We start from the raw sequence: 13,843 nt of genomic DNA, 5'->3' as shown, positions 1-13,843 counted from the left end.
AAGCAGCTACCTCTTGATTTCTTTCATTTTTGCTGCATACTGTTGCGCGACTTCCGTTACTTTGTCAAAATCTCCTGTAGCTGCGGGTGCTAAAAGGTTCCCACCTACTCCGACTGTTACGACACCAGCATCGAACCACTCTTTCATATTGTCCAGACTCACACCGCCAGTTGGCATGATATTGACTTGAGGCATCGGCGCCTTGAAGGCAGAAATGATACTTGGTCCATAAGCGCTTCCAGGAAATAGTTTGACGATATCTACCCCGCTTTTCAGCGCTGTTTTGATCTCGGTAATAGTCATACATCCTGGTAAGTAAGGAATTTGATACAGATTGCACATCTCTGCCGTTTCTTGATCAAAGGAAGGGCTAACAATATACTCTGCGCCAGCTAAGATAGCCAAGCGAGCTGTGACAGCGTCTAATACTGTGCCTGCGCCAATCACTATTTCTGGTTGGTCTTTGTAGAATGACAAAAGTTCTTTGATTACTTGATCTGCTTGAGGGACTGTAAAAGTCAACTCAATACCAGTTAGACCACCTTTGATGATTGCGTGGCAAGCATTCAAAGCTTCTTCTTTGCTTTTTCCGCGTACCACCGCAATCACTCCGGCGTTTTTCAATCGAGATAAAATATCAATTTTTTTCATCTTCTCCACCTATTTCCTATTTAGAAATTTTATTTTATAACTTGGAAATCTATACCCATATTATACGGCAGAAAAGAAAAATTGCAAACGCTTTTTTCATTATTTTTGAATTCTTTGCTCGATTTCGCTTTTTGTTTGCTTGAGGGCACTGATTATTTGTTCTTTTGTCTCATCTGTTAAACGATATTTCGGCATACTTACACTAAATGCACCAATGATTTGTTCGTTTTTCACGATTGAGGCTCCTATACAAAAAATATCACGTTCGATTTCTTCATCGTCAAATGCGATGTGGGTTTCTTTTACCGTTTGGATTTCCTTTTTCAACCGTAATGCATTGGTGATCGTATATTCTGTGTAAGGGATCAACGGATGCTTTTCAAGATAATCAGTGTACTGCTCTTCACTGAATTCTGCTAATACGGCTTTGCCCATCGCAGAATTGTATAATGGTCGGGTGATTCCGATTTTTGAAGACATGCGGATCGTTTGATGTTTTGGATCTAGTTTGTTCACGTACAAGATCTCATTGTTGTCCAATACCCCTAAGTGGATAGTCTCATCGATCTTTTGCTGCAGCTGTTCTAAAAACGGTAAAGTCAACTCTACCAAATCGATTTGTTCAATGTTTTTATTCGCGTAGCGAATAAGCTTTGCACCTAAACGATAGTTTTTCTCTGAATTTTTATTTACGTAGCCGATCATCAACAAAGTATCTAGTATTTTCAAGACTGTAGAAGAGGTCATTCCCACACCCTTTGCGATCGTCTGCAAAGAGACATCTTGGTTTTCCGCTAAATAGTCTAGTATTTTAGAGGCTTTGATCAATACAGTTCCATAAGGCTTTTTATTTTCCATATAATATTCTCCTATTTCTTTATAAGAAAAATTATAGCGGAAATACCATCAATTTAAAAGAGATATCCAGATATAAACTACCATTTCTCTTTACAGGCAATTTAATGTTGAAGATCCGCTTCGTTTTTACATCAAACTTTGATATAAAGCAATGATTTCTTCTACTGTCGTTTCTCTTGGATTTCCTGGTGTGCATACATCTCGCAAAGCATCTTCTGCAATTGCTGGAATATCTGCTTCTTTTACACCTAATTCAGAAATGGTTTCTGGGATTCCAACCGCTTTGCTCAACCGATCGATCTCACCACAAGCCGCTTCTCTTACATCTTCTAAAGACATTTCAGCTGCTCCTTTAATCCCTAGAACAAGAGCGATCTCACGGTACTTTTCTCCAGTATATTCTTTGTTATATTTCATGACAGTTGGCAAAAGTGCTGCACACGCTACGCCATGAGGAATGTTGTACCATGCACTTAACGGGTGAGCCATCCCGTGTACCAGTCCTAAACCGACATTTGAGAAGCCCATTCCCGCAATATACTGTCCTAATGCCATTTTTTCTCGCCCATTTTGATCGCCATCTACAGAAGCTTCCAAAGAATGGCCGATGATTTCGATTGCTTTTAAATGCAGCATATCAGTCATTTCCCAAGCGCCTTTTGTGATAAACCCTTCAATAGCATGCGTCATAGCATCCATACCTGTTGATGCAGCCAATTTTTTCGGCATTCCCATCATCATATCGCTGTCGATGAACGCGACGATTGGGATATCATGAGGATCAACACAAACAAATTTTCGGTGATTTACTTCATCTGTGATGACGTAGTTGATCGTTACTTCTGCTGCTGTTCCAGAAGTCGTTGGTATAGCTAATATAGGTAAACATGGATTTTTCGTATCAGCAACACCTTCTAAACTAATGACGTCTGAAAACTCTGGATTCGTCAAAATAATCCCAATGGCTTTTGCCGTATCGATTGGCGAACCTCCACCGATTGCGATCAAACAGTCTGCCTCTGCCTCTTTAACAAAAGCCACTCCATCTTTTACATTTTGGATCGTTGGATTAGGTACGATCCCGTCGTATAAAGCATAAGCGATTGCTGCTTTATCTAGAAGTTCTGTTACTTTTGTTGCTATACCGTGCTCGATCAATCCTTTGTCAGTAATGACAGCTGCTTTGCCGAATCCTCGCTGCTGAAATTCAGGGACGATCGACTCAATCGCTCCTTTTCCAAAATACGATGTTTCATTTAAAATCATTCGATTACTCATTTTCTATTCCTCCTAATTTGTATTATTTTTCACAATAAAAACGAAAGAACCCCAAGCAACCGGTTGCCCAGTTGCTTGTTGCTACAGTTCAAAGACTGGCATCAATTCCCAACTGACTGGAGAGGCATCTGGATTTGTCTCCATGATATCTTCCATGTACTTCCACCATTTTTGATTGATAGATGTATTTGCCATTTTTTCCCATAACTTTTCATCTTCGATCACTAAGTAACCAAATAACAAACTTGTACTCGGATCAAGATAGATCGAATAGTCGATGACCCCGTGTTCACGAAGTGCTGTACGCATTTCTGGCCAAAGTTCATCATGTCTTTTTTTGTATTCTTCTTGTTTTTCTGGGTAAACTTTCATGCAAAAAGCTTTTTTCACCATGTCAGACACCTGCTTTCGTATGAACTTCCTCCAAATAACCTGCTTTTGGAGTGACACCAAACGCATCTGCTAAATGCCACAGGTTTTCGTCCGTGATTGTTTGCAAGATTGGTCCTTGCGCTTTGACGTACGTATAGACTTCTGCTGCCTTTTCTGCTGTCTCGATCAAACCAAAGACTTCATCCATGTCTTTTCCTGACCCGTAGATTCCATGTTGTGGCCATAAAACCAATCGAGTTTCTTTCATTTTTTCAGCTGTTGCTTCCCCAATCTCATTTGTTCCCGGAACCATCCACGGAATGATGGAAATTCCTTCTGGAAAAACAACTAAGCATTCCGTACACATTTGCCATAGCGTACGACTAAAGGAACGTTCGTCTAATTCATGCGTAAAACTCATCGCTAATAGATGACTAGCATGGCAATGCATAACGATCCGATTATCTGGGTCTACTTCTAAACGGGCGATATGACTCATGAAATGACTTGGCAACTCGCTTGTAGGAAGGCATTCGTTTTCCAGCCCCCACAAAAGTTCCAGTGTTTTGCCATCTTCAGCAACTCGAACGATTCCAAGATTCTCGGCAGGTTCGCTCGCTACATTTTTAAAATATCTTCCTGAACCAGTTACAATAAAATAGCATCCTGCTAAACGGCTGGCATCAAAAATCATCGAGATGCGGCGGATCACTTTTTCAGGATCCAAGAACGGTGTGATCTCTTCTTCTTTTAGTAAATAAGAAATATTCCCGCCATTTCTTTCATCCCATCCCAAGCGATAAAGATTCGACGTCGTTTCGATCATTTCTTTCACATAAGGCGCTTGTAAAATATCTATTTTTTTCAATATAGCCACACTCCTATTTTCTTAATTCCAACACGTCTTTTTGATATTCCTGGACTTCTTCCAGCCAATCCAAACCAACTGGAACTTGATTTTTGTAACAGAAATAATTCCATACATCGGCATACGGGAAATCTTTCAATTCTTCCGTATAAGCCATTCTTGAAGTAAAGTCAAAAGCCAGCTCCATTTCTTTCAATCGCTCAACTGGTTCCAGCATAGCTTTCAGCAGTGCTTTTTGTGTATTTCTCGTACCGATGACCCAAGCAGCGATACGGTTGATCGTTGCATCAAAGAAATCCAGACCGATATTTGTTTTTTCCAACAATTCGTTACGGACTAATTCTTTAGCGATTTCCTGCAATTCATCATCCATCAAAACCACATGGTCTGAATCCCAACGCACTGGACGGGAAACATGCAACATGATTCCTTTGCTGAATAAAGCTAATGAAGATAATTTATTGGAAATCACTTCTGTTGGATGAAAATGTCCAGCATCTAGACAAACAAGTTTGTCACGAGTCAACCCGTAACCCATATAAAATTCATGGGAACCGACTGTATAAGCTTCAGCGCCTAAACCAAATAGTTTGCTTTCTACTGCATCTTGTACATACCGTTCATCTAACTCTTCTGTAAAAATTTCATCGAGTGATTCCATTAAACGTTCCCGTGGGGTAAAACGATCAATCGGATTATCTTTCATCCCATCAGGTACCCAAAAGTTATTGATACTTGTTTGCCCAGTTTCTTTCCCAAAGTACTCCGCGATTTTGCGGCTTCTTTTCCCGTGTTCGATCCAGTATTCACGAACTTCTTTATCTGGATGAGCCAATGTAAAGCCGTCTTTCATCATTGGATGCGAAAAGAAAGTCGGATTGAAGTCAAGACCGATTTCTTCTTTTTTTGCCCACTCTACCCATTTTTCAAAATGTTTCGGCTCAATTTCATTTAGATCGACAGATTCTTCTGTATCCAAATAGATAGCATGAAGGTTCAATTTGTGTTTGCCCGGTATCAACGAATAAGCCTTCTCCAGATCTTGTCTAAGCTCTTCAGGTGTTCGTGCGGCTCCTGGAAAATTCCCTGTCGCCATGATTCCACCGGTCAATTCGCCATCCGGTGTCAAGAAACCTTTGACATCATCTCCTTGCCAGCAATGCATAGAAATTTTGATGTCCTGTATCTTTTCTAGTACAGCATCTGTATCTACACCGATAGTTGCATATTTTTCTTTTGCTTGTTCGTAATTTCTTTCAATCGTGTTCATACGATTACTCCTTTGATTTTATTCACGTACCATTCCATCGTGTTTTGCTTATTTTCATCTGGGTAAAAAGTTTCACATGGAAACGACTGTTTGATTACATTTCTTGCTTGTTCTATATTCGAAAACTGACCTGTACTGAGCATTTGCATGGCAACATTCCCGATTGCTGTGGCTTCACTAGGTCCTGCTTCTACAATGATTCCGGCATAATCTGCTGTCAATTGATTCAGTAGACGATTATTCGATCCGCCCCCTACGATGTGCAGCTTTTCCAATTTCGTTCCAGTTAAGTGTTCTACTTTGATCAGCTCTTGTGCGTAACAAAGAGCAAGATTATCATACACACAACGAGCGATAGCTCCCGATGAGACAGGGACTGGCTGCTCTGTTTCAAAACAGTATTGCTGAATCTCTTCTATCATATTTGGGGGATTCAAAAATCGAGGGTCATTGATTTCCATCACTTGCTGCAGCGGTTTTTCTTTTGCAGCAAGCTCTGCCAATTCCGCATAACTGTACTCGTACTCTTGCATTCGGGCAACTTCCTGGATCAACCACATCCCCATGATGTTTTTCAAAAAACGCACCGTGTTATGGGCACCCCATTCATTCGTATAATTTTCAGAAAAAGCATTGCGAGAAACATTGGCGATCTTTGTTTCAATCCCTAAAAGCGACCATGTCCCACTGCTGATATAACCCCAACGTTCTCCTTGACCTGGCGTTCCTAATACAGCTGACGCCGTATCATGACTTGCTACTGTGATAAAGGTCACATCTGGCAAATCATATTTTGAAAATTGTTCTTTTTGCAGATCTCCTAGTATCGTTCCCGGCTCTGTCAATGGTGGAAATAATTCCTTCGAGACACCGATTTTTTCAAGAAGTTCTATTTCCCATTCTTTTGTCCCTGCATTCAGCAGCTGCATAGTAGATGCATTAGTTTTCTCCGTCACCATGTTACCAGTAAAGACATACCCTAAATAATCAGGTATCAGTAACAATTTATGTGCTTTTGCCAAATTTTCTTTTTCTTCAGCAAACAATTGGAACAAGGTATTGAAAGGCTGGATCTGAATCCCTGTCTGCTCATACAACTTATCTAGAGAATAGATTTCAGAAAACTGTTCTACTGCTCCATTGGTACGCTTGTCCCGATAAGCAATCGGATCATTTATCCGATCCCCTTGTTCATCAATCAGACAGTAATCGACTGCCCATGTATCGATCCCCGCAAAAAGGCGATCAATTCCTGTCTGCTTTAATTTTTCAAATCCAATCAAAATCTCTTTGATAAGATAATCGATCTTCCAGCGATCGTGACCGTCTTTGTTCCGAAAGCCGTTTTTGAACCGGTGTACTTCTTCCAAGATCAAAGAACCTTTTGCATCCCTCGTACTTTTCATTAGTCGTCCGCTTGATGCACCGATATCGATGGCAACAAATGTTGGATTCATTTCTCCACCTCTTTTACTTTATTGTTGATTAGCACTTTATTAATAAAGCGTTATCATTTATTAACAATGCTATCATAATACAGAATCTTATATTTTGCTTCACACTATTTTGGTATATAATTGCATTATCTTGACAAGTTGGGAGTGTTTACATGGATTACTGGGAAAAAGCCAACCACTCATGGTCGGAAGACTCAAAAAGAGTGATCTTGACGCCTACACAAAGAAGCAGGAATTTATTTTTTTATATCCAAGAAATCGGTTACTTCAAAGCACCAATCCCTTACTATACTGAACGAGCACATTTACCTTCTTACTTGATAAAGTTTACTTTGTCTGGCAAAGGTTCGCTTACATATAATGATAATCAGCAACAGCTAAAAGCTGGAGACTTATTTTTTATTGACTGCCAAGAATATCAGCGTTATCAAACGATCAGCGAAGAACCATGGGAAATGGATTGGATCCATTTGAATGGTCAGAACGTCCAATCATTTTATCAGGAGTTCACAAAAGACGGCCATAACACCTTCCATTCAACAGGGGATCCATCAGAAAACAAGATCCACCATTTGATCACAGAATTGATCCACATGCAACAAGGCACGAATGCCCGTACCGATTTCCAGTCCTCTGTAGCTATCCACGAGTTGCTGAATGAACTGATTTTGCAAAAGTATCAGCTAGATTTCGAAGAAGAGGATATTCCCGCCTACGTTTACAAACTGAAGCAATACTTAGACGAACATTTCAAAGAAACGATTACACTTGATCAATTAGAACAACAATTCTTATTGAATAAATATCAGCTGAGCAAAGATTTTTCCAAATTTATCGGTTCTCCACCAATCGATTATTTGATCAGCAAAAAACTTTCTTACGCTAAAGACCTTCTTCGGTATACAGAATTTACGGTTCGAATGATTTCCGAAGAAATAGGGATTGAGAATTTTGCTTACTTTAGCCGCCTGTTCAAAGCAAAAACAGGACTATCGCCGAGAGACTTTCGTAAATTCAGCTGATTCATATAATATGTACGTCATTTTTTCAAAATATTTTGAAATATATAGATAAAAATAAAATAACCGCAGTTTCTGCTTCTATGTAAACAACAGCAGCTACTGCGGTTATTTTTTAGTGATCATTCTCATTGTTCATCTTCAAAATGTTCATAATGAACCAACTGTTTCTGTGTATCACGTTTCAAAAATTCTTTAGGCGTTATGCCGAACTCTCTCTTGAATGCTTTCAGAAAATGCGGATAAGAAGAAAAACCACTTTTACTATATACAGCACTAGAGCTGCGGTATTCTCGCAACAAGTGCTTGGCATAGATCAGCTTTTTCTTCATTACATACTGATGAAACGTAAATCCAGTGTACTTTTTAAATTCTCGTGTGATATGGTATTTGCTGACAAAAAACTGCTTTTCCATTTCCTCTAAAGAAAGCGGATGAGATAAATTTTTTGAGATATATTGTAACATTTGTTCCACACGCTCATTAGGAACTACAGCATTCTGTTCTTGCGCACTCTCTTCTTTTTGTACAACTTGATTGAGAAAAATCAAGTATTCTACCAGAGCTTGTTCATATTTTATGTCTTCACCGTAAATTTTTTTATCAGGAGGATGGTCGATAAATGATAATTTTTGCTTCAATACTTCCTGTTCTATTTGCAATACACGACTCCTCTTCTCTCCCATTGGTTGAAAACAAGCCGATAGATTAGACCATGGCGTGGAACGACTTTCTAGAAAAGAAGGGGTGACAAAGATATAGACACGCTCGAATACATCTGAAGATTGGCGGACGATACGATGCAAATCATTGGAATGGATGAGCAGCACACTTCCTGCTTTGATCGTAAATTGTCGTCCGTTCAAATAAAAAGTCGCTTCTCCCTTTAATGTAGCATGGATCTCATAGAAATCATGATGATGATAGATCGTTTTATTTTGGCTGACGACATCTTTGACATGATAGATTTCATACTGATCAGAAACCATCGTATTGACTTGTTCACCGCTGATTTTCTTTTGGAGCATGTGCCGCACCTCCTTTTGTTCACTTATGCACAATTTTATTATACCACGTTTTTTGTAATCAAAAAGAGCTGCTTTTATATACTCTTATAAAAAAGAAGAGACGTGGCATCTTCTAGCCCCGCCCCCTCCATTCTAAATATTAGTTAACCAACGTCTTCTTTACATTATTCAAGAAGACTTCTTCCATAACGAATCCCATCATCTTTTGTTTCTTCAAGAACCACATACAGGTACGGACGATTCTTCATGATGATTTCTTTGATTTTTGTGTACTCGATCACACCGTCTCCCAAATTTACCGGCACGATTTTTTCCTGTTCGACACGAAAATCTTTCAAATGAACCGCACATATCTTTTCACCAAAACGTTCAAAAGCTTCTTCTACCAATTGGACTTGTTCTTGATAATCACTACTTGTGATCAAATTGGTCGGATCTAAAATGATTCCTAGATAGTCCGAATCTACTGCTTGGATCAGCTGCTCTACCCTTGCTAAAGAATACACCGGATGATTCAAACCTGGTTCTATCCCCACCATCATTTGGTATTTTTCTCCAGCTTTTACCAAGCGACGGATAACGGACACAGCTTCAGCAAATGCTTCATCTGTGAAATTTTCTTCCGTATATTGGATTTCCGGCAAAACACATCCAGTTTCCGAAGGAACCATCGACGCACCAAAGGAAGAAGCATAGCGAAGATACTGCTCGAACTTTGTCAGCAACTCTTCTCGTATCGTTAAATCTGGATGAATCATATTGATATAGCAACTTAAAATTCCTACGGTCACTTCTTGCTTTTCTAAAACTCGTTTGACATAATTTCCCATCCCAGAATTGATCTCATTTGCGCCAGAAGGTATTTCAGGAAACGAAAGACCTAAGGCGAGCTGCAGTGTATGAATCCCTTGTTCTTTTGTTTTTTCTGCAAGATCTTCTATCGTTTGGACTTCGGAAAGATCATGTCCTCTAATTGTAATGTTCAACATAACTATTCTCCTAACTCAGCATATTGGGTAGCCACATGACGATTTGCGGGAAGTAAGTAATCAAAAACAAGACGACTAAGATAACCCCATAAAAAGGAAGAAGCGGTTTCAGCATTGCCTCTGCTTTTACGCCTCCTACACTTGCACCGACATATAGTCCTGTACCTACTGGCGGCGTGATGGAGCCTACACACAGATTCATGATTGAAAACAACCCGTAATGTACAGGATCAACCCCTACACTTGTGACGATTGGTAAAAATATTGGTGTAAAAATCAAGATAGCAGGCGCCACATCCATAAACATACCCACCAGTAATAACACAAGATTGACTAATAACAGAATAATAAATTTATTATCCGTTACGCCCATAATCAACGAACTAATTGCCTGAGGAATACCGGTAAACGCCATGGCGAAAGACATCATGGAAGAAGTAGCCAATAAGAACATGATCGTCCCTGACATTGCTACTGATTGAAACAACATATTAGGTATATCTTTTAGTTTTACCGTTTTATAGTAAAACATAGCAATCAACAGGGAGTAAATGACAGCTATCGCTGAAGCTTCTACTGCTGTAAATATCCCCGTCAAGATACCACCGATAATGATGACAATCAATAGAAGGCTAGGAATCGCCTCTTTTATTATTTTTCCAGCATGAGCCATCTGTCCTTTTTCGACAACAGGGTATTTATTCTTTTTAGCAACGATGAATGCTACTAGCATGATTCCTAGCGCCCACAAAGCGCCTACGAGATAACCTCCCATAAACAAAGCAGAGATCGAAGCACCACCAGCAACAAGTGAATACATGATAAAAGCAGTACTTGGAGGAATGACCATACCTGTCGGAGCTGACGCGATATTGACCGCTGTCGCAAACTTCCGGTCATATCCTTCTTCCACTTGCTGAGGGATCAACACTCCGCCAATCGCGGTAGAAGCGGCAATGGCCGAGCTAGAGATGGAACCAAATAAAGCATTCCCTAACACATTCGTATGAGCCAAAGCCCCCGGCACGCGCCCGACGAACAACATCGCAAAATCCACTAGTTTCTTAGCTATCCCTCCATTATTCATGATAATGCCCGAGAGAACGAAAAACGGAATAGCGATCAGCGAAAAACTATTGATACTTCCCACCATTTTTTGAGCTGAACTAAAAGCAGAAACATCAAACGGTATAACTAACAATAAAGTCATCATCGATGAGAATGCAATACTTATAGCAATCGGCATCCCTAATACAAGCAACACAACAAATACAAAAAATAACACTAATCCGGCTTCTATTGCCATTTTATTCCTCCATTTTTATATTTTTTCTTGAATTGCTGGCTTGTTGCTTAATGTATCGATTAGATTGATCAGGCTATAGATAATGATGAGTACCCCCGATACAGGTACTGACAGATAAACATATCCCATAGGAATACTTAAAGAAGGCGAGATCTGCCCCATTGTCAATGTGACAGCATTCCATCCGCCATACACCATGATCATCGCAGCAAATACCAGAAATAAACTTTGAACAACAACTTCTAAAATTTTACTTTTTTTGCCAGTTAATTTTTCACTTAAAACCGTTACGGCTAAATGTGCTTTTTGTCCCACAACATACGCGGAAGACAACATGGCAAACCAGACAAGACCGAATCGAACAAGCTCTTCCGTGACCGTATTTGGATTTCCTAAAACCGTTCTGGAAAATACTTGCCATAAAACAACAGCGACCATCCCAACAAGCAAAACAGCTCCCAGGATCTCTAATACCTTGTTTAAAATCATTTTCATCACAGCTACGCTCCTTGCTCTTGGATCTTTTGATAAAGGTCTTTGTAGGTAGGATCGTTTTTGAATATATCATGAAGTGGGGCAACTGCCTCTCGAAACGGTGTATTATCTACATCATTGAATTGGACTCCATGTTCTTCTTGTGCTAAAGCTTTTTCTTCTTCAATTGCTTTTGCAAAAGCTTCAATTTCAAAAACCGTTGATTCTTTCGCTGCTTCTTCAATGGCTTTTTCCTGCTCATCAGTTAGCTGTTCTTTGATGGCATCATTCATGATGATGATATCTGGCACACGTGTATGCTCATCATAGGAATAGTATTTAGCCACACCACCATGTCCAGCTGTATACAAGACAAATTCATTGTTTTCTGATCCGTTGATCAAATTGGATTGAAGAGACGTGTACACTTCATCACTTCCCATAGGTACGGGCGAACCGCCTAAAAGCTCTACCATTTTGATAGCGGTTTCGCTTTGCATCACACGGATCTTCTTTCCCTTCAAATCTTCCGGCGTATGGATCGGACCGTCTACCATATAAAAGCTGCGCTGACCAGAATCATAATAGGTCAATCCGGTAAATCCTAAATTTTTGGTCGATTGGTAGATTGGCTCCATTATTTCTTCATTATCCATCACCTTAAAGAAATGTTCTTCATCATTGAATAGATAAGGAACTGAAAAAATCGAATAATCTTTAGAGAAACTTTCCAACGCTGAGGCACTTACTTTTGTGAAATCTACTGCTCCTGACTGTGTCAATTCGATCAGTTCACGTTCTCCACCCAGTTGTCCATCTGGGAAATACTGGATCTGTACGGAACCATCTGTTTTTTCTTTTACTAAACGCCCAAATTCATTCATTGCATCAATTACTGGCTGGCTGTTGCTTGCATAAGCAAAGCGCAAGGTAACTATCTCATTTACGTCTGCATCTGCGACAGTTGCCACACTAGAATTATTTCCGCAGCCGCTTAGACCTAGCAGACCTAGGCTAAGCGAACTTGCTGCAAACAGCAGTGATGTTTTTTTCATATGGGTTTCCTTTCTTTTAACAATAAGAGACGAGCAATTCTGTCAAACAAAGCACCGTTAACGACTGTCCATAAGGCATTGCTGTGATTCCGATATTCCGATAAAAATCTAAACTGTCCCCCATTCCTGTCCCGATTGAAACGTTTTGAACTTCTCCTTTTTCATCGATTTGTTCAAGCAATCCTTGGATAGCACGATAAGCGACTTCTTTATATTCTTGTGGTAAATAACGTTTATGGACCGCTTTCAAAATACCGTAAGCAAATCCTGCAGTTGCAGAAGATTCTACGTAAGAAGAAGGATCATCCAACAACGTATGCCATAAACCGCTTTCAGACTGATAAGTTTTTAATGCACGCACTTGTGCTTCAAGTGTTTCGATCAATAATTTGCGCAATGCATCTTCTTTCGATAATTCTAAGATTTCAATGATCTCTGGAATAGCAATCGTCAACCAGCAGTTTCCACGAGCCCAAAATGCTTCGGCATAGTTATGATTTCCTTCAAACGTCCAGCCGTGATACCACAATCCTGTTCGTTTATCCATCAAGTATTTGATATGGATCATAAACTGGTAACGAGCTTCTTCTAAATATTCTGGGCGATTCAACAATTTCCCGATTTTTGCCAAAGGAAGCACTGTCATCATCAATGTATCGTCCCACAACTGATTCTTATTTTCCGGTCCATATGTGGCATGCTGTAACCCGTCTTCATTTGTCCGAGGCATGTCATTCATGACCCATTCTGCCCATTGTTCTAAATAAGGCAAATAGCGTGAATCTTTCGTGTCTTCATACAAGTAAGCCATAGTCAATAGCGGTGCCATTGTATTGACGTTTTTGGGCGGAGCGCCTTCTTCCATACGATCCTCAAACCATTCATTGACCACTTGATAAGCGCGAGGATTTTTTGTCATCTGGTAATTTTTATAAATACCATATAGACCGACACCTTGTGGCCAATTCCACACTGTCCAGCTTTTGTCATCTACTTTCAGTCCATCAAAGTCCAACAAAAATTCACCATTATCGTCTTTGATCGTTGTCAGGTTTTCAACGAGCAGGTCAATTTTTTCTTTCACTAATTCTTTAGGTACAAAAATCTCTTCTTTAATAATCATCTTTACGCCACCTTTTTAAACGCTTTCATTTTATATCCTTAATATAGCAGTAATACCGTCCACTATAAATATCGCTTTTTGAACAAAAACTGTCT

14 protein-coding genes are annotated in these 13,843 nt (G+C 39.7%); 1 reads left to right on the top strand and 13 read right to left on the bottom strand.

The window, feature by feature from the left end:
• Positions 1-6: 6 nt before the first annotated feature.
• From PYW34_RS01075 to rhaB, 7 genes are all read right to left on the bottom strand, one after another.
• Positions 7-651, bottom strand: coding sequence for a bifunctional 4-hydroxy-2-oxoglutarate aldolase/2-dehydro-3-deoxy-phosphogluconate aldolase (locus tag PYW34_RS01075; protein ID WP_002288242.1), 645 nt, complete (start codon positions 649-651; stop codon positions 7-9).
• 99 nt (positions 652-750) lie between these two features.
• Positions 751-1,509 carry an IclR family transcriptional regulator gene (locus PYW34_RS01070; protein ID WP_002294170.1) on the bottom strand — a complete coding sequence of 253 codons (759 nt, stop codon included), beginning with the start codon at positions 1,507-1,509 and terminating at the stop codon, positions 751-753.
• A gap of 126 nt (positions 1,510-1,635) precedes the next feature.
• Positions 1,636-2,787, bottom strand: a complete 1,152-nt coding sequence (gene fucO / locus PYW34_RS01065; RefSeq protein ID WP_002294171.1) for a lactaldehyde reductase — start codon at positions 2,785-2,787, stop codon at positions 1,636-1,638.
• A gap of 81 nt (positions 2,788-2,868) precedes the next feature.
• Positions 2,869-3,180: an L-rhamnose mutarotase gene (gene rhaM / locus PYW34_RS01060; RefSeq protein ID WP_002288247.1), complete on the bottom strand. Its 312-nt coding sequence runs from the start codon at positions 3,178-3,180 to the stop codon at positions 2,869-2,871.
• A gap of 1 nt (position 3,181) precedes the next feature.
• Positions 3,182-4,027 carry a rhamnulose-1-phosphate aldolase gene (gene rhaD, locus PYW34_RS01055; RefSeq protein ID WP_002288248.1) on the bottom strand — a complete coding sequence of 282 codons (846 nt, stop codon included), beginning with the start codon at positions 4,025-4,027 and terminating at the stop codon, positions 3,182-3,184.
• 13 nt (positions 4,028-4,040) lie between these two features.
• On the bottom strand, positions 4,041-5,297 hold the full coding sequence (gene rhaA, locus PYW34_RS01050) for an L-rhamnose isomerase (RefSeq protein WP_002288249.1): 1,257 nt from the start codon (positions 5,295-5,297) through the stop codon (positions 4,041-4,043).
• Positions 5,294-6,754: a rhamnulokinase gene (rhaB, locus tag PYW34_RS01045; protein WP_002288250.1), complete on the bottom strand. Its 1,461-nt coding sequence runs from the start codon at positions 6,752-6,754 to the stop codon at positions 5,294-5,296. The genes rhaA and rhaB overlap by 4 nt, the downstream gene beginning before the upstream one ends.
• Before the next feature lie 152 nt (positions 6,755-6,906).
• Here rhaB and PYW34_RS01040 point away from each other — a divergent pair, with 152 nt between their 5' ends.
• Positions 6,907-7,776 carry an AraC family transcriptional regulator gene (locus tag PYW34_RS01040; RefSeq protein WP_002288251.1) on the top strand — a complete coding sequence of 290 codons (870 nt, stop codon included), beginning with the start codon at positions 6,907-6,909 and terminating at the stop codon, positions 7,774-7,776.
• A 125-nt stretch (positions 7,777-7,901) separates the two neighbouring features.
• Here the strand turns inward: PYW34_RS01040 and PYW34_RS01035 are convergent, their stop codons facing one another.
• The 6 genes from PYW34_RS01035 to PYW34_RS01010 form a co-directional block, all read right to left on the bottom strand.
• Positions 7,902-8,801 (bottom strand): AraC family transcriptional regulator, encoded by a 900-nt coding sequence (locus PYW34_RS01035; protein WP_002288252.1) that lies wholly within the window; start codon positions 8,799-8,801, stop codon positions 7,902-7,904.
• A 164-nt stretch (positions 8,802-8,965) separates the two neighbouring features.
• Positions 8,966-9,790, bottom strand: coding sequence for a sugar phosphate isomerase/epimerase family protein (locus tag PYW34_RS01030; protein ID WP_002294177.1), 825 nt, complete (start codon positions 9,788-9,790; stop codon positions 8,966-8,968).
• 10 nt (positions 9,791-9,800) lie between these two features.
• Positions 9,801-11,096 (bottom strand): TRAP transporter large permease, encoded by a 1,296-nt coding sequence (locus PYW34_RS01025; RefSeq protein ID WP_002288256.1) that lies wholly within the window; start codon positions 11,094-11,096, stop codon positions 9,801-9,803.
• 15 nt (positions 11,097-11,111) lie between these two features.
• Positions 11,112-11,591 carry a TRAP transporter small permease gene (locus tag PYW34_RS01020; protein WP_002288258.1) on the bottom strand — a complete coding sequence of 160 codons (480 nt, stop codon included), beginning with the start codon at positions 11,589-11,591 and terminating at the stop codon, positions 11,112-11,114.
• Positions 11,592-11,596: 5 nt separating this feature from the next.
• Entirely contained in the window at positions 11,597-12,625 is a 1,029-nt protein-coding gene (locus PYW34_RS01015) for a TRAP transporter substrate-binding protein (protein WP_002294179.1), read from the bottom strand.
• Between the two features lie 16 nt (positions 12,626-12,641).
• The gene (locus PYW34_RS01010; RefSeq protein WP_002288261.1) at positions 12,642-13,748 is read right to left on the bottom strand and encodes a glycoside hydrolase family 88/105 protein; all 1,107 of its coding nucleotides are present in this window, start codon (positions 13,746-13,748) and stop codon (positions 12,642-12,644) included.
• Positions 13,749-13,843: the final 95 nt, after the last annotated feature.

It is taken from the genome of Enterococcus faecium (assembly GCF_029023785.1).
GTDB classification, from domain to species: domain Bacteria; phylum Bacillota; class Bacilli; order Lactobacillales; family Enterococcaceae; genus Enterococcus_B; species Enterococcus_B faecium.
This window is presented reverse-complemented; position numbering and strand designations above follow the sequence as displayed.

What these genes read in the sequence shown, in the direction of transcription:
- PYW34_RS01075 (WP_002288242.1), bottom strand. Translation starts at nt 651, where the DNA reads ATGAAAAAAATTGATATTTTATCTCGATTGAAAAACGCCGGAGTGATT.
- PYW34_RS01070 (WP_002294170.1), bottom strand. Translation starts at nt 1,509, where the DNA reads ATGGAAAATAAAAAGCCTTATGGAACTGTATTGATCAAAGCCTCTAAA.
- fucO (WP_002294171.1), bottom strand. Translation starts at nt 2,787, where the DNA reads ATGAGTAATCGAATGATTTTAAATGAAACATCGTATTTTGGAAAAGGA.
- rhaM (WP_002288247.1), bottom strand. Translation starts at nt 3,180, where the DNA reads ATGGTGAAAAAAGCTTTTTGCATGAAAGTTTACCCAGAAAAACAAGAA.
- rhaA (WP_002288249.1), bottom strand. Translation starts at nt 5,297, where the DNA reads ATGAACACGATTGAAAGAAATTACGAACAAGCAAAAGAAAAATATGCA.
- rhaB (WP_002288250.1), bottom strand. Translation starts at nt 6,754, where the DNA reads ATGAATCCAACATTTGTTGCCATCGATATCGGTGCATCAAGCGGACGA.
- PYW34_RS01040 (WP_002288251.1), top strand. Translation starts at nt 6,907, where the DNA reads ATGGATTACTGGGAAAAAGCCAACCACTCATGGTCGGAAGACTCAAAA.
- PYW34_RS01035 (WP_002288252.1), bottom strand. Translation starts at nt 8,801, where the DNA reads ATGCTCCAAAAGAAAATCAGCGGTGAACAAGTCAATACGATGGTTTCT.
- PYW34_RS01030 (WP_002294177.1), bottom strand. Translation starts at nt 9,790, where the DNA reads ATGTTGAACATTACAATTAGAGGACATGATCTTTCCGAAGTCCAAACG.
- PYW34_RS01025 (WP_002288256.1), bottom strand. Translation starts at nt 11,096, where the DNA reads ATGGCAATAGAAGCCGGATTAGTGTTATTTTTTGTATTTGTTGTGTTG.
- PYW34_RS01020 (WP_002288258.1), bottom strand. Translation starts at nt 11,591, where the DNA reads ATGAAAATGATTTTAAACAAGGTATTAGAGATCCTGGGAGCTGTTTTG.
- PYW34_RS01015 (WP_002294179.1), bottom strand. Translation starts at nt 12,625, where the DNA reads ATGAAAAAAACATCACTGCTGTTTGCAGCAAGTTCGCTTAGCCTAGGT.
- PYW34_RS01010 (WP_002288261.1), bottom strand. Translation starts at nt 13,748, where the DNA reads ATGATTATTAAAGAAGAGATTTTTGTACCTAAAGAATTAGTGAAAGAA.